The 20,170-nt window shown below is 61.8% G+C and carries 18 protein-coding genes and 1 pseudogene; 12 read left to right on the forward strand and 7 right to left on the reverse strand.

Features of this window, described 5'->3' with window-relative positions; all coding sequences use genetic code 11:
- Positions 1-287 precede the first annotated feature (287 nt).
- From ACIQWP_RS26675 to ACIQWP_RS26700, 6 genes are read left to right on the forward strand one after another with little or no spacing between them, the layout of a single operon-like run.
- Positions 288-1,256, forward strand: coding sequence for an ABC transporter permease (locus ACIQWP_RS26675; protein WP_402793998.1), 969 nt, complete (start codon positions 288-290; stop codon positions 1,254-1,256).
- Positions 1,257-1,282: 26 nt separating this feature from the next.
- A complete protein-coding gene (locus ACIQWP_RS26680) occupies positions 1,283-2,236 on the forward strand; it encodes an ABC transporter permease (RefSeq protein WP_402794135.1) in 954 nt (317 codons plus the stop codon).
- Positions 2,237-2,240: 4 nt separating this feature from the next.
- Positions 2,241-3,434 (forward strand): amidohydrolase family protein, encoded by a 1,194-nt coding sequence (locus ACIQWP_RS26685; protein WP_402794000.1) that lies wholly within the window; start codon positions 2,241-2,243, stop codon positions 3,432-3,434.
- Positions 3,434-4,924 carry an amidohydrolase family protein gene (locus tag ACIQWP_RS26690; protein WP_402794138.1) on the forward strand — a complete coding sequence of 497 codons (1,491 nt, stop codon included), beginning with the start codon at positions 3,434-3,436 and terminating at the stop codon, positions 4,922-4,924. Before ACIQWP_RS26685 ends, ACIQWP_RS26690 begins: the two co-directional genes overlap by 1 nt.
- A complete protein-coding gene (locus tag ACIQWP_RS26695; RefSeq protein WP_402794002.1) occupies positions 4,917-5,900 on the forward strand; it encodes an ABC transporter ATP-binding protein in 984 nt (327 codons plus the stop codon). The genes ACIQWP_RS26690 and ACIQWP_RS26695 overlap by 8 nt, the downstream gene beginning before the upstream one ends.
- Entirely contained in the window at positions 5,897-6,874 is a 978-nt protein-coding gene (locus tag ACIQWP_RS26700; protein WP_402794004.1) for an ABC transporter ATP-binding protein, read from the forward strand. Before ACIQWP_RS26695 ends, ACIQWP_RS26700 begins: the two co-directional genes overlap by 4 nt.
- Positions 6,875-6,895: 21 nt before the next feature.
- On the opposite strand, the gene ACIQWP_RS26705 is transcribed toward ACIQWP_RS26700, so the two are convergent.
- Complete coding sequence (locus ACIQWP_RS26705) at positions 6,896-7,573, reverse strand: GntR family transcriptional regulator (protein WP_402794006.1); 678 nt, start codon at positions 7,571-7,573, stop codon at positions 6,896-6,898.
- A 136-nt stretch (positions 7,574-7,709) separates the two neighbouring features.
- Here ACIQWP_RS26705 and ACIQWP_RS26710 point away from each other — a divergent pair, with 136 nt between their 5' ends.
- The 6 genes from ACIQWP_RS26710 to ACIQWP_RS26735 all read left to right on the forward strand — a co-directional run bounded on the left by ACIQWP_RS26710 (position 7,710) and on the right by ACIQWP_RS26735 (position 14,569).
- Positions 7,710-8,345 carry a flavin reductase family protein gene (locus tag ACIQWP_RS26710; RefSeq protein ID WP_402794008.1) on the forward strand — a complete coding sequence of 212 codons (636 nt, stop codon included), beginning with the start codon at positions 7,710-7,712 and terminating at the stop codon, positions 8,343-8,345.
- A gap of 14 nt (positions 8,346-8,359) precedes the next feature.
- Positions 8,360-9,082: an aspartate/glutamate racemase family protein gene (locus ACIQWP_RS26715; protein ID WP_402794010.1), complete on the forward strand. Its 723-nt coding sequence runs from the start codon at positions 8,360-8,362 to the stop codon at positions 9,080-9,082.
- 357 nt (positions 9,083-9,439) lie between these two features.
- Entirely contained in the window at positions 9,440-10,273 is an 834-nt protein-coding gene (locus tag ACIQWP_RS26720; protein ID WP_402794012.1) for a formate/nitrite transporter family protein, read from the forward strand.
- A 154-nt stretch (positions 10,274-10,427) separates the two neighbouring features.
- Positions 10,428-12,029: a sensor histidine kinase gene (locus tag ACIQWP_RS26725; RefSeq protein ID WP_402794014.1), complete on the forward strand. Its 1,602-nt coding sequence runs from the start codon at positions 10,428-10,430 to the stop codon at positions 12,027-12,029.
- A complete protein-coding gene (locus ACIQWP_RS26730) occupies positions 12,022-12,669 on the forward strand; it encodes a response regulator transcription factor (protein ID WP_402794016.1) in 648 nt (215 codons plus the stop codon). The genes ACIQWP_RS26725 and ACIQWP_RS26730 overlap by 8 nt, the downstream gene beginning before the upstream one ends.
- A 205-nt stretch (positions 12,670-12,874) precedes the next feature.
- A complete protein-coding gene (locus ACIQWP_RS26735; protein WP_402794018.1) occupies positions 12,875-14,569 on the forward strand; it encodes a dihydroxyacetone kinase family protein in 1,695 nt (564 codons plus the stop codon).
- 29 nt (positions 14,570-14,598) lie between these two features.
- On the opposite strand, the gene ACIQWP_RS26740 is transcribed toward ACIQWP_RS26735, so the two are convergent.
- From ACIQWP_RS26740 to ACIQWP_RS26765, 6 genes and pseudogenes are all read right to left on the reverse strand, one after another.
- Complete coding sequence (locus ACIQWP_RS26740) at positions 14,599-15,519, reverse strand: LysR substrate-binding domain-containing protein (protein ID WP_402794020.1); 921 nt, start codon at positions 15,517-15,519, stop codon at positions 14,599-14,601.
- Positions 15,520-15,595: 76 nt separating this feature from the next.
- Positions 15,596-16,984 (reverse strand): argininosuccinate lyase, encoded by a 1,389-nt coding sequence (gene argH, locus ACIQWP_RS26745; protein ID WP_402794021.1) that lies wholly within the window; start codon positions 16,982-16,984, stop codon positions 15,596-15,598.
- Positions 16,985-17,032: 48 nt separating this feature from the next.
- The gene (locus tag ACIQWP_RS26750) at positions 17,033-17,527 is read right to left on the reverse strand and encodes a hypothetical protein (protein ID WP_402794140.1); all 495 of its coding nucleotides are present in this window, start codon (positions 17,525-17,527) and stop codon (positions 17,033-17,035) included.
- A 183-nt stretch (positions 17,528-17,710) separates the two neighbouring features.
- Positions 17,711-18,423 (reverse strand): annotated as a pseudogene (locus ACIQWP_RS26755) (MmgE/PrpD family protein); the annotation flags it as partial.
- Complete coding sequence (locus ACIQWP_RS26760; protein ID WP_402794023.1) at positions 18,383-19,282, reverse strand: polysaccharide deacetylase family protein; 900 nt, start codon at positions 19,280-19,282, stop codon at positions 18,383-18,385. The gene ACIQWP_RS26760 and the pseudogene ACIQWP_RS26755, both read right to left, overlap by 41 nt.
- Positions 19,279-20,151: a polysaccharide deacetylase gene (locus ACIQWP_RS26765; RefSeq protein WP_402794025.1), complete on the reverse strand. Its 873-nt coding sequence runs from the start codon at positions 20,149-20,151 to the stop codon at positions 19,279-19,281. Before ACIQWP_RS26765 ends, ACIQWP_RS26760 begins: the two co-directional genes overlap by 4 nt.
- Positions 20,152-20,170: the final 19 nt, after the last annotated feature.

The raw sequence follows: 20,170 nt of genomic DNA on the forward strand, positions 1-20,170 counted from the left end.
TCGGCGGAAAAGCCAATTCGACGACATTGCGCCGTCAATATTGTCGACAATCGCGTTGACAACTTCGAAATATCTGCGTTAATGACCGCATAGGGAGTGAGGGAGGTTTCTTCGCAGCGAGCGACGCTCGTGTTGCAGTGGCTGCTGGTTTCGGCAGCCTGTAGCGACAGGGATGCGCCATTTGCGCAGGCGCGCTGCAGCCGTTCTTTCTTCATCCCCCAAAGGAATTCCGCCAGCTCCTCCGCGCATAGATTTGCCGGAAGACGAGGCGAAGCCGAGAGGGTCTCATGCTGGTTTTCATCATCAAGCGTCTCGGGAATGCGATCCTGGTGATGCTTGCCGTCGCTCTCCTGGCATTCCTGATCTTCCGGCTTGCCGGCGACCCGGTCGAATTGATGGTGGGCGAACAGACCTCGCAAGCGGACCGCGCGGCTTTGCGCGAGAGGCTCGGCCTCAACGACAGCCTGCCGACGCAATATGTTCGCTTCGTCGTCAACGCCGCCGAGGGTAATTTCGGCGTTTCCTACCGCAACGGCCAGAAGGTGTTGCCGCTGATTGCCGAGCGTTTTCCCGCCACGCTGGAACTCGTCTTCGTCGCGACGCTGATTTCGCTGCTAGCCGGCATCCCGCTCGGCGTGCTGACGGCCATCAAACGCGGCAAATGGTACACCGAGGGACTGCAATTCCTGTCGATCGTCGGCGTATCCCTGCCAAGCTTCGTCGTCGGCATCCTGCTCATTCTCGCCTTCTCGGTCACCTTGGGCTGGCTGCCTGCCTTCGGGCGCGGCGATGTCGTGCAGATCGGCTGGTGGTCCACGGGCTTCCTGACATCGTCGGGCCGTGCGGCGCTGATCCTGCCCTCGATCGCGCTCTCGCTCTATCAGATCACGCTGGTCATGCGTCTGGTACGCGCCGAAATGCTGGAAGTGCTGCGCTCCGACTATATCAAGTTCGCCCGCGCGCGCGGCATTCCGCGCTGGCGCATCTATTTTCGCCACGCCTTGCGCAACTGTCTAATGCCCGTCGTCACCATGACGGCGATGAATGTCGGGGCCTTGATCGCCTTTGCCTTGATCACCGAGACGGTATTCCAGTGGCCGGGCATGGGCATGCTGTTCATCCAGGCCGTCACCTTCCTCGATATTCCTGTCATGGCCGCCTATCTCTGCATCATCTCCTTCATCTTTGTCGTTCTCAACACGTTGGTGGACATCGCCTATGCGGTGATCGATCCCCGCCTGCGCACTGCACGCTGATCGAAACCAGGAGCCGGTCGATGACCATGGAACTCTCAGACATATCGAAGCCGGAAAAGCCTTCGCGTCCCCCGCTTTTCAGGCGCTTGCGCAACAGCGACCTCTGGTGGTCCTTCATCCATAGCAAGGCCGCGATCATCGGGGCGGCCGTGCTTGCAATCTTGATCCTGACCGCGATCCTGGCGCCGCTGATCGCGCCGCAAAACCCCTATGACGGCGCGCAGCTCGACATGTGGAAGGCAGAATTGCCGCCGATCTGGCATGATGGCGGCGAAATGCCCTATCTGCTCGGCACCGATACGCAAGGCCGGGACATGCTGTCGGCCATCCTCTACGGGACGCGCATCTCCATCGTCATCGGTATTGCTTCCGTTGTGCTCTCGCTGGCGATCGGCCTGATTGCCGGTCTCGTTGCCGGCTTCTTCGGCGGCTTCATCGACAATCTGCTGATGCGGATCGGCGACGTCATGCTCTCCATTCCGACCATCCTCGTTGCGATCCTGGTGTCGACAGTCGTGCGGCAGATGCTGCCGGAAAGCCTGCGCGAGATCGGCGCTTCGGCCGTGCTCGTCTTTGCCATCGCGCTCTCGAGCTGGGTGCAATATGCCCGCACGGTGCGCGCCCAGGCGATCGTCGAAGCCGGCAAGGACTATGTGCAGGCGGCACGGCTGATCGGCGTGCCTGCGCGCCGCATCATGGCCAAGCACATCCTGCCCAACACGCTGACGCCGATCATGGTCGCCGCAACGCTCAATTTCGGCATGGCGATCCTCACAGAGGCGACGCTCTCCTTCCTCGGCATCGGTATGCCGCCGACCCAGCCTTCGCTCGGCACGCTCATCCGCATCGGTAACCAGTTCCTGTTTTCAGGCGCCTGGTGGATCGTGCTCTTCCCCGTCATCCAACTCTGCCTGCTCGTCGTTGCCGTCAACCTGCTCGGCGACTGGCTGCGCGACGCGCTCAATCCGAAACTGAGGTAAGTTCATGACCAATCTTCTGCTGCGCAATGTCAGGCCCATGGCCGGCGAAACCTGTGACATCCTGATCCGCGACGGAAAGATTGCGGGCTTCGGAACTTTCGAGGCCGAGCCGGGCATGGTGGTCGAAGATGGCGGCAACGCCATTGCCGCACCCGGCCTGATCGACGCCCATACCCATCTCGACAAGACGACCTGGGGCATGCCCTGGCATGTCAACAACCGCGCCGCGATCTTGCGCGAGCGCATCGATTTCGAACGCGAACATCGCCTGGAGATCGGCATCGACCCACATCGCCAGTCCATGCGTCATGCGATCGGGCTTGCCGCGCATGGGGCCAGCCACATTCGCAGTCATGTCGATATCGATCCGACCCACGGCCTGCGTCTGGTCGAGGGCGTCTGGGAAACCCGGGAAAAGCTTGAAGGCATCATCGACATCGAGATCGTCGCCTTCCCTCAGTCCGGCGTCATGGTGATGCCGGGCACGGTGGAACTGCTCGACGAAGCGCTGCGCCAGGGCTGCGAAGTGCTTGGCGGCATCGACCCTTGCGGCATCGACCGTGATCCCAAAGGCCAGCTCGATATTCTGTTTGAGCTTGCCACTAGGCACGGCGTTCCGATCGACATCCATCTGCACGAAGCCGGCGAGCTTGGCGCCTTCACGATGGAACTGATGTTCGAGCGCATCCGCGCCAACGGCATGCAGGGTAAGGTCGCCATCAGCCACGCCTTCGCGCTCGGCATGAACGACTATCTGCGCGTCGGCAAGCTGATCGACGAGATCGCCAAGCTCGACGTGGCGATCCTGACGACCGGCGCGCCCTCCGCAGCAGTGCCGTCGATCATGCGCCTCAAGGAAGCGGGCGTGCGCGTCGGCGGCGGTTGCGACGGCATCCGCGACACCTGGGGTCCGTGGGGCCATCCCGACATGCTGGACCGCGCCCAGGTCATCGGCATGAAGAACGGCTTGCGTTCCGATCGCGATCTCGAACATGTTCTGCACATCGTCTCGCAGGGTGGGGCTGACGTGATGCAGATCGAGAATTACGGTCTGAAGGTTGGCTGCGACGCCGATTTCACCCTGCTGGCGGGTCAGACGCTTGCCCATGCCGTGGTCGACATCGCGCCGCGTCCGCTGGTCGTCAAACGCGGCCGAGTGGTCGCGCGCCAAGGGCAGGCCGCGGTGGAGATGCCATGATGGCGGCGGATTTCGCAGATCTTTCGCTCGGGTATCGGCCGGAGGGGCGCACCCTGATCACCTCAAGCTGGGTGGTCGGTCACAAGGACGGCGGCCACACATTGCTGCGCAACGGTCAGGTCGTCTTCGAGGATGGCGTTATCCTTTTCGTCGGGCATAATTTTCCCGGCAAAGTGGCCCGCCGCATCGATTTCGGCAATGCGCTCATCAGCCCCGGCCTGATCGATCTCGATGCGCTCTCCGATCTCGACAGCACGATCCTCGGCATCGACAATCATCCCGGCTGGGCCAAGGGCCGCGTCTGGCCGCGGTCCTATGTGGAAGCCGGACCCTATGAGATGTATAGCCCGGAGGAGCTGGCGTTCCAGAAGCGCTTCGCCTTCGGCCAGCTGCTGCTGAACGGCATTACCACGGCTGCGCCTATCGCGTCGCTCTTTTATCGCGAATGGGGCGAGACCGTCGCCGAGTTCGATGCGGCCGCCGATGCTGCTGGCGATCTTGGCCTGCGCGTCTATTTGAGTCCCGCCTATCGCTCCGGCGGCATGGTGCTCGAAGCGCCGGGCAAGATGGTGCCTGTGTTCGACGAAGAGCGCGGCCTCCGAGGCCTGAGCGACGCCATTGCCTATATCGAGCGCCAGAACGGCGCGCATGGAGACCTGGTGCGCGGCATACTGGCCCCAGATCGGGTCGAAACGTCGACCCTTGCCCTCCTGCAACGCACCGATGCCGCCGCCCGCGATCTCGGCTGCAAGTTCCGCCTGCATATGGCGCAGGGGACGATGGAAGTCGACACCGTGGAAATGCTGCATGGTTCGACGGCACCCGTCTGGCTTGCGAAGAACGGGCTTTTGAGCGACCGGTTGATCGCGCCGCACGCGACAAATGCGACCGAGGAAGACCTTGGGCTCTATGCGGAGCATGGCGTTTCCATCGTCCACTGTCCGCTCGTTTCGGCTCGCAGCGGCTCGACGCTCAACTCCTTTTCCAAATGCCGGCGGCAGGGCATCAACATCGCCATGGGCACGGATACGACGCCGCCTGATATGCTGATGAACCTGCTCGTCGGCCTCATCACCTGCCGCATCAACGATCATGCGCCCGACAGGGTGCGCAGCGCCGATCTGTTCGACGCGGCAACCCTTGGTGGCGCGCACGCTCTCGGCCGCCCGGACCTTGGACACCTGTCGCCGGGCGCGCGCGCGGATATCGCCGTCTTTGATCTCAGCGACACGATCATGGCCCCGTCCGTCGACCCGATCACGACGCTGGTGACCGGCGGCTCCGGAAAAGTCACCCGTGCCGTCTTCGTCGATGGTCGCCTGTCGATGCTCGACCGCCGACTGGCAAACTTCGACATGGAAAAGGCGCGTGACCAGGCACAGGCGCAATATGAAGGGCTGATCACCAAATATCCCGAGCGCAGCTGGAACCACCCGCCGGTCTCGGAAATCTTCGTGCCCAGCTATCCGATCGAGGCAGACAATGGTTGAAGCGCAACAACCGGTTATCGAGGTTCGAAACCTCAAGGTAGAGTTTCCGAGCCGCCGCGGCACGGTCACGGCGTTGTCGGATGTCAGCCTTACCATCCGCCCAGGCGAAATCCTTGGCGTGGTCGGCGAATCCGGCGCGGGCAAGTCCATGACCGGGCTTGCCATCCAGGGCCTGCTCGAACGCCCTGGCCGAATCGCCGGCGGCGAGATCTGGCTCGGCAACCGGCGGATCGATACGCTGGATGACCGCTCGATGGAGCATATTCGCGGCCGCGAGATCGGCGCGATCTTCCAGGACCCGCTCACCTCGCTGAACCCGCTCTTCACGGTCGGCGCGCAGCTGACGGAGACGATCCGGCAGCATCTGCCGCTCGGCAAAACAGAGGCGCGGGCACGGGCTGTCCAGCTGCTGCGCGATGTCGGCATCCCCTCTCCCGACGAGCGGATCAATCACTATCCGCACCAATTCTCCGGCGGCATGCGCCAGCGCGTCGTGATTGCGCTTGCGCTCGCGGCCGCGCCGAAGCTCATCATTGCGGACGAGCCGACCACAGCGCTCGATGTCTCGATCCAGGCCCAGATCATCTCGCTGCTGCGCCGGCTGTGCAAGGAGAAGCAGGCGGCCGTCATGCTCGTGACGCACGACATGGGCGTCATTGCCGAAGCGGCAGACCGCGTGGCGGTCATGTATGCGGGCCGTCTCATCGAGATCGGCCAGGTGGAACAGGTGCTGCATGCGCCGCGCCACCCCTATACGCAGGGGCTGATGGCCTCCATTCCCTCGCTTGGCGCACGCGTCGAGAAGCTGAACCAGATCGACGGCTCGATGCCGCGGCTGGATGCCATTCCGAATGGTTGCGCTTTCAATACCCGCTGCAAATCCGCCGGTCCGCGCTGCCTGCGCGAACGGCCGGACCTGATCTCCGTCATCGATGGCGCAAGCGCCTGCTGGCTCAACGCGGGGGGCACCGCATGACTTTTTCCTCCGAAAAGACCCCGGCTCTCGCCGTCGACGGGGTGGTCAAGACCTTCGACGTCTCCGCCCCCTGGCTCAACCGCGTGGTCGAGCGCAAGCCACGCCAGTTCCTGCAGGCGGTCAACGAGATCAGCTTTGCCGTGCCCGCCGGCGGCTGTCTCAGCATCGTCGGCGAAAGCGGCTGCGGCAAATCCACCGTCGCGCGACTGGTCACCGGGCTCTACAAGCCGACAAGCGGCGAAATCCGCTTCGCGCCCGGGCGCAGCGGCACGGCACTCTCGGCCCAAATGATCTTTCAGGACCCCTATGCTTCCCTTAATCCGCGCTGGCGGGTGAAGAACATCATCGCCGAACCGCTGCGCGAACTGAAGCTACGCAAGACTTCGGCCGAAATCGAAAAGAGGGTCGAGGAACTATTGCTGACCGTCGGGCTTTCGGTTTCTGACGGCGACAAATTCCCGCACGAGTTTTCCGGCGGTCAACGCCAGCGTATCTCCATTGCTCGTGCGCTTGCGAGCGAGCCGGAATTCCTTGTCTGCGACGAGCCCACCTCCGCGCTCGACGTTTCGGTGCAGGCGCAGGTCCTGAACCTCATGCGCCGGCTGCAGGACGAGCTGGGCCTGACCTATCTCTTCATCAGCCACGATATGAGCGTGGTCCGCCACATGTCGGATCGGATTGCGGTGATGTATCTCGGCCGCATCGTCGAGGAAGGGGATACCGAGGCTCTGTTCGCGCGCCCGCGCCACCCCTATACGCAATTGCTGCTGGACACCATCCCGAACATCAATGCGCCAAAACGCGATCATGAACTGGCTGGTGGCGAGGTGCCGAGCCCGCTCAAACCGCCTTCGGGTTGCACCTTCCACCCGCGCTGCCCGCTGGCGACGGCCAGATGTTCGGCGGAAGTGCCGGCGGTCCGGACATTGTCGAACGGAACGCGGGTCGCCTGTCATCTGGTCAATGACGACTGACGGAAGCTGCGTGCGGCGCCTTCAGGCGAGCGCCGCGCGCAGGTCGTGGGAAAGATCGCGGATCTCGGTCAAATCGAGTTCCGATTCGACATGTTCGAGGTGATGCGCCATGAGATGAGATGCCTTGTTGACATCATTGCCGACAATAGCTTCGACGATCTCGGCGTGCTCGTCAGGGCCGCAATTGAAGCGGTTGGTGTTGCGGTAGACGGCTGTTATCAGGGAGGAACGGGCTATGAGATCGCGCATTGTCGCAAACAGAAAATCCGAGCCGACGGTCTCTGCCAGCAGCAGATGGAAGCCGCCGGAAAGCTTGATGATATCGGTCGTGACATCGTCAGCGTTGGCGATGCGCTCCTTGGCAACATGCTCGCGCAGGCGCTTCACCTCGGCCTTGGAGATCCCCTTGCAGAGCCGCTCGACCACGCAGCGCTCAACCGTCCGGCGAACGAAGAACACATCCCGGGCCTCTTCGACCGATGGTTTCGAGACAAAGGCGCCGCGATTGGGAATGATCGTAATGAGGCCATCGCGTTGCAACGTCGAAAGCGCCTGGCGGATGCGGGCCCGGCTGACATTGAAGATCGCGGCCATCTGCTCTTCCTTGAGCTGAACGCCGGGTCTGAGCCTTCGCTCCGCGATGGACAGCCAGACTTTCTCGACAATCTGCTCCACGGAGGTCCCGTTTTGATCCGTCATGAGTTGCACTCCTCGTTGAGGCTAGAGAAGCGTGATGCGTGGGAAAAAGTCAATCGCAACAATTGGATTTTGATTGCAGAATTGTCGACAATATGGAATGATATTGTCAATTATAAATCAACGCATGGATGGCGCGATGGAATTCGACTTTGCCGAACTTGAGCCTCAGAGCCGTTATCGGCTTTTGACGAACTTCGTCGGGCCGCGCCCGATCGCTCTGGTGACGACGCGTTCACCGGCCGGCCACAACAATGCGGCGCCGATGAGCTTCTTCAATGTCTTCTCGCACGATCCGCCGATCGTCGTCCTGGGCATACAACCACGGCTGAGCGGCGAGGAAAAGGATACGGTCGCCAATATCCGCCGGACCCGGGAATTTTCGATCAACATGGTGGACATGGCGATCGCGCAGCAGATGCTGGTCTGTGGCCTCGGCTTCGACAGCGAGATCGACGAGTTGGCCATGGCCGGCCTCACGGCAACCCCTTGCCGCAAGATCGACGCAGCCTACGCCGCGGAATCCCCATGCGTCTTCGAATGCAAGGTCGAACGCCTCATCGACTATCCGCGCCGCACGCTCGTTCTCGGCGAGGTCGTCCATATGCATGTGCGGCGCAACTGCCTCGATGCCGCGGGGCACTACGTCGACCCCGAAAATTACCAGCCGATCGCCCGCCTGCACGCAGACAACTACATCGTCTCGGATCGTCAGTTCGTCCTCAAGGCCCCGCCGATCGCCGATTTCCTCCCGCCGCAAGACAAGGATGGATGAAAGGTCCCGCCGCAATGCACATACGTCTCATCAATCCGAATTCGACCGCATCCATGACGGCGCAGGCGCTCGACAGCGCCCTTCGCGTCAAGCAGGTCGGCACGCAAGTCTCAGCGGTCAATCCGACCGACACGCCCGTCAGCATCGAAGGCAGCGCCGACGAGGCGGCCGCCATGCCGGGAATGCTGGCCGAAATCCGCAAGGGGGAAGCCCTTGGCGTCGATGCCTATGTCGTCGCCTGCTTCGACGATCCGGGGCTGCATGCCGCCCGCGAAGTGGCGCGCGGGCCGGTCATCGGCATTTGCCAGGCGGCCGTCCAGGTCGCCATGACCATCAGCCGCCGGTTCTCGATCATCACCACCCTGCCCCGCTCCATTCCGATCATCGAGGATCTCGTCAGCGACTACGGTGCCGAACGCCATTGCCGCAACGTTCGCGCCATCGACCTGCCGGTCCTCGGCTTGGAGGAAGATCCCGTCGAGGCTGAGCGTCTGCTGGTCGATGAAATCGAGAAGGCCAAGAAGGAAGATCGCGCCGAAGCCATCATTCTCGGCTGTGCCGGCATGTCCTCCCTTTGCGATAGGCTGCAGGCGGCAACCGGCGTTCCGGTCATCGATGGCGTCACCGCCGCGATCAAGCTGGCGGAAGCCCTCGTCGGGGCCGGCTATACGACGTCGAAGGTCAATGCCTATGATTTTCCACGCATCAAAGGGGGCGAATGCCGGGTCTGCGTCTGAGGCATTTCTTACTCAATCGCTAGAGCCGGATGATTTTAGGTCTGTTCGATCTAAAATCTGAATCCGCTCTAGAATCAAATGGGTAGAGCGTGATGTCGCCCGAAAACCGCTTACACTTTTCGGCATCACGCTCTAGCGGCGCTAGGCAATCGGACCGCGCGCCGGCCGTCGGCTTGGCCAGTCAATCAAGAGCTGCTCGATCCCGCCCGCGTCCCTTGGCGCCGGCGGGTCGCCGTTCCGCCAGCACAAGCTCACCTACACCTAAGTATGATTCAGTACGACATCCCATGCGACTAGCTTGCGTGCATCAATCAGCACGCCCTCGGTTCGATCCAGGCGTTAATGCGAGGATCTCGTATGTATCAGGATTCCATCGTCAACTTCGCCACCTCAGGCGAACACAAGGCGCATATCGTGCGCACGCAGCTGTTTGCCTTCCTCATCGGAGCGGCAATGGCGGGCGCCTATATCGGTTTTGGCGACATCCTCATGTTTACCGCCGGCGCGCACGCCGATCCTGCCTGGGCTCATCTGGTCATGGGCGCCGTATTTTCGTCAGCCCTGACGATCGTCGTCTTCGCCGGCTCCGAACTTTTTACGGGAACGGCGATGTATATGCCTCTTGCGGTCCTGACCCGGCGCGCGGGGATTACCGATATGGTGCTTGTGTGGATAGCCGCCTGGGTCGGCAACCTGATCGGCGCCGTGGTGCTTGCCGGTCTCTTCCACCTTGCTGGCGGCGGCGTACTGCTGGGTGATGGCAGCCAGACTTTCTTCGCCATCGTCTCGGCCAAGATGTCGGCAAGTTCTCTCGCGCTCTTTGCGCGCGGCATCCTGTGCAACTGGCTTGTCTGTCTGGCGATCTGGATGGCAGGGCGCACGGATAATGCTGCTGCCAAGATCATGCTGATCTTCTGGCCGATCACGATCTTCGTGGCCGCAGGTTACGAGCACTCGGTCGCCAACATGTTCACCTTTGCCATGGCTTTGATGGGCGATCATCCCGCCAATATCACGCTCGATGGCGCTGTTCACAATCTCGTATGGGTCACGCTCGGCAACCTTGTCGGCGGCGCCGTTTTCATGGCCCTCGGCTATTGGGTGCAGTTCCAAAGCAGCGGCCATGTCTCCTTCGTCCCGGCTTCCACGGCCATCCGCACTGGAACCTCCTCCAATCAGAGCCAGACGTGATCGTTACGGCGCCGCAAGTGGTGCAGGCTCCGGCGAATTGAAACAGCCGCTGGACGACCCCTTGCCTCGGCGCTATCGTCGCCGCCACACCTATGTATAGACCCAATTGTGCCGGCAAAAGCATAGGCTTGGGATCGAACAGGCTGAAGGAACAATGTCCAAAGCGTCGCTGCTACGTCGCGCACACGACCCCGGAGGCCGCAACAATGCGGCCTTTGGCCTTGCCGCGATTGCGCTCGCGATCTTCGTATTCTACATCGATACCTATACCGACATAGAAGGCGCCATTGCGGTCTTCTATGTCGTCAGCATGCTTCTCGCCGCCCAGGCTACCACGCGCATCGGCCTTCTGCTCGCCGCGATCGGATGCGCAATCCTGACGGTTCTTTCCTACATCATGACCCATGTTTCCTACGCCGTGGCTCATGGCCAGGATGTGGATCTTCAGTCGACAATCCGCCTCTTCGGCGCATTGGCTGCGCTGATCGTCACGACGATCCTGCTGCTGAAAACGGAAACGACCCGCCTCAGCCTGCTTTCGAGCAACTCCGCCCTCACGAAAAGCGAGGCACGGTATCGCTCGATTTTCGACCGCACGCGGGTCGCGCTCTGGGAGCGGGATTATTCGAAACTGCACAGCTATCTGGGTGAAATCCGCGCCAAAGGCATCACGAATATCGGGGCACATGCCCGCACCAATCCGGGCTTCCTTGACGATTGCATAAGCCTGGTCAGGGTCGTTGCGGCCAATGAAGCCGCGCGCGAACTGCTCGGCGCGCGGTCTTCCGCGGTCGGCGTCCTGCATTCCTACATTCAGGCCGAACAACAGACGCTCATCGACATGTTTCAGGCAATCATGGACGGAAAGAGGATCTTCGAGGACAATGTCAAGGTGCGAGCCGATAGCGGCGAAGACAAGTTCGTGCTGTTGAGCATCAATCTTCCCGAAGATCCCGCTGCCTTCAATCGCGTCGTGGTCAGCATGGTCGATATCACGCAACGCGAAATGGCGCTGAAAGCCCGTGTCGAAGCACAGGCGGAACTGACGAAGGCCTCAAAGGCCGCAACGGTCGGCGCCATGTCGGCTTCCCTTGCCCATGAGCTCAACCAGCCGCTTGGCGCGATCGTCGTCAACGCGCAGACACTGTTGCGATGGCTCGATCGCGAACCTCCTGAACTCGCCGCCGCCCGACGTTCGGCGGAAAGGATGATCCGCGACAGCCAGCGCGCAAGCGAAATCATCCACAATGCCCGCAGCCTGCTTGCTCCATCGAGCGACAAGTTGGAAACGATCGATCTGCGTGAGCTGATCGAGGAAACGATAGGCTTGATGGAACACGAACTTCAGCGGAGCAGAACGAATGCGCTTGTGGATTTCGGCCCGAATATACCCTCCATTTCAACCGTGAAAATCGAACTGCAGCAAGTGCTGATCAATCTGATCACGAATGCCATACAGTCCATGGAAGAGGCAGGGAGTCCGCAGCGGATCGTCAGGATCACGGCAAGCCAGGCGGATAGCGAACATGTTTCCATCATCGTACACGACACCGGGCCGGGCATCGATGCAAACGCAAAAGACAAATTGTTCTCCCCTTTCTTCACGACCAAGGCGAAGGGCATGGGCATGGGCCTTTCCATATGCCGCAGCTCGCTCGAAGCGCGGGGCGGAAAGCTCGATGGCACCAATCATCCCGAAGGCGGTGCGATCTTCCAGATACGCCTGCCCATGAAGCCGGAGATGGAACATGCCTGACACACGCAAGTTGCCAAAGGTGCCGCCTGCACCGGTCATCTTCATCGTCGACGATGATCTGTCGATGCGCGAGGCGCTGACGGATCTGTTCCGCTCGATGAAATTCGAGGCGGAGGCCTTTGAAAGCGCCTCGGCGCTGATGCAGGCCGCAAATTTCGACCGTCCGGGGTGCATCCTCCTCGATGTTCGGCTGCCTGGCGTCAGCGGACTGGATTTCCAGCTGCACCTTGAGCGCCTCGGCAACAAGATGCCGATCGTCTTCATGACCGGGTTTGGCGATATCCCGATGAGCGTACGCGCCATGAAGGCAGGGGCCGTCGATTTTCTGACCAAACCCTTCAAGGATCAGGATGTTCTCGATGCGGTGGCGGTGGCGCTTGAGCGCGACGCCGCACGCAGACGTCAGAGCGCGCAGAGCGAGGCGGTTGTTGCGCTTGCGGGACACCTTACCCCACGCGAACGCGAGGTCATGAAAGCCGTGGTCACGGGACTGATGAACAAGCAGATCGCCCACGAACTCGGCATCAGCGAAGTGACCGTGAAGCTGCATCGCGGCAATGTCATGCGGAAGATGGAGGCGCGTTCGGTCGCCGAGCTCGTCAGGAAGGCGGAAATACTGGGGGAAGAACAGGCGCCCTAGTCATGCGCTTGGTCATGCGCCCAGGGCAGCAAGCCGCGCTTGCAACACCGCTTAATTTTTTCCCCATCGGTTGATGGCGTGAATGGCGGCTATGATATGGTGCGCGCGGTTCCGTAGGAGACCGGGCGCACCCAAGTTGGTCTTTGTCCCATCCGGGATGGCTGGCCGACCGGAAGCGGGCCGTGCAGGCAAGAGGAGGACGACCATGAAGAAGCTCATCAACAGACCCGCCGACGTCGTGCGAGAAATGCTGGAGGGCATCGTCGCTCTCGCACCCGGCCTCGCCTTGCTGGATGCCGAGAATGTCGTCATTCGTTCAGACCTTCCCGCGCCCGCCGAGCGGCCCGTGGCGCTGATCTCGGGTGGCGGTGCGGGGCACGAGCCTGCCCATGCTGGATATGTCGGCCCGGGCATGTTGACCGCGGCCGTCACTGGAGAGGTCTTCACCTCCCCGAGCGTCGATGCGGTTCTTGCCGCCATTCGCGCCAGCGCCGGCCCGGCGGGTGCGCTTCTGATCGTTAAAAACTACACCGGCGATCGCTTGAACTTTGGTCTTGCCGCCGAATTGGCGACCATCGAGGGCATTCCGACCGAAGTCGTCGTCGTGGCGGATGATGTGGCGCTCTCCGGCCTTGTGCCGCGCGAGCGTCGCCGCGGCATTGCCGGAACGGTGCTGATACACAAGATCGCGGGTGCTGCCGCAGCCAGCGGCAAGAGCCTGAAGGAGGTTGCCGCGATCGCCCGGTCTGCGGCATCCCGTCTCGGCACCATGGGGGTCGCACTCGGCTCCTGCATCGTCCCGGCCGCAGGTAAGGCCGGTTTCACACTTGGCGAGGACGAAATTGAACTCGGTCTCGGCATTCACGGGGAAAAAGGCGTCGAGCGCACGAAACTCCTGCCAGCCGACGCCATCACCGACAGGATCATCGAGCAGATCGTCAACGACATGCAGCTTGCCACGAGCGCCAAGGTCGCATTGCTCATCAATGGTCTCGGCGCGACACCGCCCATGGAACTGGCGGTCGTGGCGCGTTGCGCGATCGCATCGCTGCGCGCGCGCGGCCTCAGAATCGAGCGGGCATGGAGCGGCAACTTCCTGACCGCACTCGAAATGCCCGGCTGCTCGATCTCGCTCCTGGACTTGCGCCAAGGCGATGCCGAGCTACTGGACGCCGAGACCTCCGCGACCGCCTGGCCGAGGGGTGGTGCGATTGCGGAGGCGCCCCATATCGTGCAGGTGCCAAGAGCATCGGAAAACGAGGCGCCGCTTGGCGATGCTGGTCTGTTCGATCCTCGCGAACTGCGCCGGATCGGCCTTGCCGTCAGCGATGCGCTGGAAGCAGCCGAAACCCAGCTGACGGAGCTCGACAGCAAGGCCGGCGATGGCGATCTTGGGGCGAGCATGCTCCGTGGCGCCGAGGCCATTCGCGCCCTGCCGGAAGACGCATGGATCAATCCCGCCAATGCGTTGGTTGCGATCGGCAATGCGTTGCGACGGGCGATCGCCGGAAGCTCCGGTCCTTTCTATGCAATTGCGCTCACCCGAGCCGGCCGCCATCTTAACCAAAACAATCGCTTCTCACCGGACGACTTTCGCGCCGCCTTCGCGGTCGGTATTGCTGCAATCAGCGAGATCGGCGGCGCAAAACCGGGCGATCGAACCATGCTCGATGCGCTCGATCCGGCCTTGAAGGCTCTGGAAGCTGCCGACGACAAAGTGCCTGCGACCGAGGCATGGAAACAGGCAGCGACGGTGGCCGCCGAGGGCGCGCGCCGCACGGCGGATATGGTGCCAAAGCTCGGCCGCGCGAGCTACCTTGGCGAGAGAGCTCTTGGGATAGAGGATGGCGGTGCGGCAGCGGTAGCGATCTGGATGAAGGCGCTGGCGACAGCTCTCTGAGTTCGGTAGCGCAGCGCCACCCTGAAGCGTTAAGCCTGACCTTCGCCAAAACCGTCCGCGCTCGCGCGGCAGGCGTGCCCAAGCCAGTCGGAAAAGGCGCACACTTTCTGGCGTGCTTCTGCTCGCGCCGGCCAAAGCGCGTAGTAGCCATAGCCGCTGTCGATGATGCGCTCGAAGGGAGCGACCAGCTCGCCGCTTTCCAGATCCTGCCGCGAAAAGGCAAGATCGCCCATCGTCACGCCGTAGCCGCTCGCGGCTGCCGTCATCGCGAAATCCTGCGTGTCGAAAACCTGATGACGGGAGGCCTGGAAGGAATAGGCGCCTTCGGCCTGCAGCCAGAGTGTCCAGTCGCTGTGGCGCGGATTGGAGTGCAGCAGCACGCAGTTCTGCAGGTTCTTGACCTCAGGCGGATCGCCGAGTTTGGGCAGGAATTGCGCCGAGCACATCGGCGTCAGTCGTTCCCGTAATAGCGGCAGCACATCCATGCCCGGCCAGTGGCCATTGCCATAGGTGATGAGCATGTCGATATCGCCGACCGAAAAGGTCGGCCGCAGGAACCAGGCGGTATCGATATTGATATTCAGGTCTTCATGATGGCTGTGAAGATCCGGCAGACGCGGCAGGAACCATTTGCGCGCGAAGGTCGGCGGCATGCGGATAGTGAGAGAGCGCACCGTGGTCCGCGTCGCCTCGAACGAGGTCTTGAGCGACGCCAGCAGGCCGTCGACGATCGGGATCAGCGCCATGCCGCGCTCCGTCAGCGCAACTTTACGGGTATGGCGCTCGAACAGACTGCAGCCGAAATAATGTTCGAGCTGCTGCACCTGCCGGCTGATCGCGCTCTGGCTAAGATTGAGTTCGGCTGCTGCCGCCGTAAAACTGCCCGTTTCCGCGACGACGGAAAAGGTCTGCAGCGGCGGCAATCTGTTGTGATCGAACCTCGGCTCCATTCCCTACCCGGCTTTTCCGCTGCTGTCTCGAACAGCAAGCATTAAAGCATGTGCATGGAATGGCAACCGATGGCGCTCAGGCGATTGCGCGGCGCACCGTCTCTATGGCTTCCCGGACCCGGCGCGGCGCCGTGCCGCCCTTGTGATCGCGGCTGGCGACCGAGCCCTCGACGGTCAGCACCTGGAAGACATCCTCGCGAATGGTCGGAGCAAAGGCCTGCATGTCGGCGAGCGAAAGCTCCGAAAGCGTCGGCAGCGCCTTGTCACGGGCGGCCCCGACAATCGCGGCGACCGCGTGGTGGGCATCGCGAAACGGCAGGCCGGCGCGAACAAGATAGTCAGCAAGGTCTGTTGCCGTCGAATAGCCCTGATTGGCGGCCGCAAGCATCCTTGCATGCTTGACCGTGATCGTCGGGATCATCCGCGCCGTGACGCTGACCGCAGCGCGGACGGTCTCAAGGGTATCGGTGAGCGGCGGCTTCGATTCCTGCTGATCCTTGTTGAAGGCAAGCGGCTGACTTTTCATCAGTGCCGCCGAAAAAGCGAGATTTCCCATGACACGAGCGGCCTTGCCGCGCACCAGTTCCGCCAGATCCGGATTGCGCTTCTGCGGCATGATCGACGAGCCGGTGCAGAACTGATCGCCGACCTCGATGAAATCGAACATCGGCGTGCACCAGAGGATGACCTCCTCGCTGAAGCGCGAGAGGTGCCCCATGATGATCGAACCGGAGCTGCAGACGTCGACGACATAGTCGCGGTCGGAAACGGCGTCGAGTGAATTGGCAAAGGATGCGGCAAAGCCAAGCTCGGAGGCGCTGTATTCGGGATCGATCGGATAGCCGCTTCCAGCAAGGGCCGCAGCACCAAGCGGGGAAACGTTGAGACGCTCCCGCGCCGCGCCGACGCGATCGAGATCACGCAGGAACATTTCGACATAGGCCATGAGATGGTGGCCGAAGGTGACGGGCTGGGCCACCTGCAGATGTGTGAAGCCGGGCATGATCGCATCGGCATGTTTTTCAGCCAGGTCGACAAAGGCGCCGATAAGCGTCTTCAGATCGTCGGCAAGAAGATCCAATTGCTCGCGGGCATAGAGGCGAATGTCGGTCGCGACCTGATCGTTGCGCGATCTGGCAGTATGCAGCTTCTTGCCGGCATCGCCGATGAGTGCGATCAACCGGTTCTCGACATTGGTGTGAACGTCTTCGAGCTCCGCCTTCCATTCGAAGGTGCCCAAGCGCATTTCTTCGGCAATCTGGTCGAGGCCGGTCTGGATTTGCGCGTTGTCCTCGGTAGTCAATATGCCTGCGCGGGCGAGCATCTCGGCGTGGACTTTCGATCCCGCAACGTCGTGCAATGCAATGCGCTTGTCCTGATCAAGGCATTCGTGAAAGCTTTCGAAATCCCTGGAGACCGCCTGCTTGAACAGCGGGGACCATGTGGCTTCTTTCTGGTTTTTCATCGCGATCTTCCCTTTCGAACGAATGCAGCCCTCCTCCGGGCGCATTCTCTATTGAAGCAGCGCAAGCAGGCTGCGGGCGTCTGTCTGGTTTTCGAGGTCGAGAACGAAGTCGCTGATGGCGTCGACCCTTGCCGTCGGCAGCACCATGCCAGCAAGTGCCGCATATTTTCCGATCAATCGTTCATCGGAGAGCGGGTTCTGCGGACCTCCGAGCGGAAACTCGACGACAAGCTGATGCCGCTCACCTGATATCGTGACGATGGTGATCGCCGGCTCGTCCTCATCCTTCATCGCCGGATCAATACGCACCGTGATGCGGTCCATCAACGGGCCGATCTCGGCGGCCGACCAGGCGGCTTCTTCCAGTTCGGCCAGAAAGACCTTGCCGTAGAGCAGCCGTGCCGCCAGCGCATAGGGCAGACTCATCTGGGCCTGTGCGCGGGATTGAATGACCTTGCCGCCGCACATGCCGTATTGAAAGCCGCTGATGTCGACTTCGATGGCGGCGATATCGGCGGGATCAAGGCCGTGGCGCTGCAGCATCAGATCCAGCGCATCGATCCCGGCGTGGGTGCCACGGCAGGTAGCGTGCGGCTTGATGGAGCATCGGTTCAGCCGCCAATAATGCCCGAAGTCGCGGATCAGTGCCTGCGGATCGCCCTTGTTAGCACCGAAGGTCGCGAAAAAGCTGCCCCAGCGCTCGGCCTCGAAGACGCTGTCGGGACCTTCGAACCCCTGCCGTGCAAGATAGGCAGCCATGAGCCCGCCTTCGGCGGCCCGGCCGGCATGGAGCTTCTTGGTCGAGCTGCCATTATGGATGAAGGCCCAGGTTCCGCCGGCAAAGGAGCAGGCCGAACCAAGTGCTGAGGCCATGGCATTCACGTCGAGGTTCACCATGCTGCCGACGGCAGCGGCAGCGCCGAACCGCCGCATGTACCCGTCGAATGCCAGCCGAGACCATTGTGCTCTTCGTAGCCACCGACCGCTTCCAGCACGCGCCGGCCGACTTCGTAGCCGAGCAGGACACTACGCAACAGTTCGCGACCACTTAACGGCTGGCTACTGTCGCCGAGCGCGGCAAGCACGGCCGGAAGCACAACTGCTCCGGAATGATCGCAGCCGCCGCTGTCATCAAGCTCGTAGGCATGGGCGGAGACGCCGTTGGCGAAGGCAGATGTTCTCGCGTCCGCCGCGGTCGACCGCCCCCAGATCGTGGAATGTCCGGTTCCTGCCTGGATGCCGAGCATCGCGACGACGGCATCAGTTTCGCGGGATGCGGAACCGGCAATCGCAGCACCCAGCGTATCGAGGATGTGAAGCTTCGCCTTGTGGATGGTCTCGGGCGTAAAGGCTTCAAATCTCGTCGAGCAGACAAGCTCCGCTATTGCCTGTGTCAGATTAACGCTCACGGGCCTCTTCCTCATCAACATAGGCTTCATAGACGTTGATCGGATGATCGGCTGGTGCGGCACTTTCCTTGCCGGCGTGCCACCGTGCCACCTCAGCGGCCGTCGCCAGCCACACGTCGTCGAAGCTTTTGATATGGGCCAGCAAGGCTTCGACGAGCGCGATCCTGCCGGGCGTGCCGGTCCATTCCGGGCGAAGCTGGATGACATAGCAGAGGCCATATTTGCGGTAGGCATCGAACTCGGCGATCCAGTTGCCGAGAACCGCCTCATAGGACGGGATGCGGCTTTGCCCCTTCGGAAAGGCCGGGGTGAAATTGAACTGGAAATAGGGCCGGTCCTCGAGCTCATTATGAACCGGGATCTCCACCAGCGACGAGGAATGTCTGTAGGGCACATCGTCGCCATTCAGCGATGCCGACCAAGTGTAGCCGGCCTCGACGAGGAGCCGATCGAAGTGGCGCGGCCAGTTGCCGGCGGGCAACCGGAAGCCGGAAACCTCGTTCGATGCGATCGCGTTCAGCCTCTCGCGGCTGCGCTTGAGGAGATCGACGGCCTCGGTTGCCTGCATGGCGTCATAACGCTCGAAATCCCAGCCGTGGCTTTCGATATCATGATGCGGCGACACGACATCGCGCAGCAACTCTTTGTGGCTCTCCGCAACGATCCCCGGCACGAACCAGCTCGTGGATATGCCGGCATCGGCAAAGGCATTGCAAAGGCGTTCGACCCCGCGCGTGGCGCCGTATTGCCAGACGGAAAAACTCTTGCTGCGCTCTTTGAGGTCAGGCGCCTGCGCGACAGCATCGAGCCCGTCGTCAAAGATCACAGAAATGATCGCCGCGCATGTCTTGCCCTGTGGCCAGAAGCCTTTTGAAGACGTATGGGTCATGCGGCATTCTCCGGATGTTGTGCAATCCACCACTTTGCGATCTCCGCACAGTGTGTTGCCCAGACGCTGTCGCCATGGGCGGTGATCGCCTTGAACAGACCCTCTAGGATCGCAAGCCGGCCGGGCTTGGCGCAGACCTTCGGATGCAGGATCGTCGTCCAGCAGAGGCCTTCGCGATGATAACCCTCGAATTCGGCGCACCAGTTGCGCTGGACATCGGCGTAGCCTGAGATCCGGTCGAGACCGATGGGAAAGTCAGGCTCTTCGCTGTAGGCAAGAGCGGTGTAATCATCGATATCCCAACGGCCCGGGATCTCGACCAGGCCACGGCCGCGCGGTGTCGTATGAAAATAAGGCCGGTCGTCACCGCGCATCGAGCTGGAATAGATCACGCCGAACTCGTGCAGCAATTCGGCCGTCTCGTCGCTCCAGTCGCCCGAGGGCGTGCGGAAACCGACCGGCGTCACACCCATGCGGCTTTGGAAAATGTCGCGAGAACGCCCCATGATGTCGAGCTGCTGCTGACGGCTGCAGTCGATGAAGACCTCGTGATAATGGCCGTGATAGGCGATCTCGTGGGCATCCTTGAGGATGCGTTCGCATTGCGACGGCCAATGTTCGATCACCCAGGTCGGAACGAAGAAGGTTGCCTTGAGGCCGTAAGCAGCGAGAAGATCGAGAAGGCGCGGTAGCGCCCGCCACGGGCCATAGGCGCCTTGCGTGAAATAGCGGGGGTTGGAGAGCAGCGAGCCATCGAGCATCGCATCGCCCGTCGGGCCATCCACATCGAAGGCGAGCGCCACAGCCGATTGCCGGCCTTCCGGCCACAGGCTTGGTTTCGCGGATTTGGTTGCACTCTTGGTAGTCATGGGACTCAGCATGCGTTTC

It is taken from the genome of Rhizobium sp. NPDC090279, from assembly GCF_044769665.1.
GTDB lineage: Bacteria > Pseudomonadota > Alphaproteobacteria > Rhizobiales > Rhizobiaceae > Rhizobium.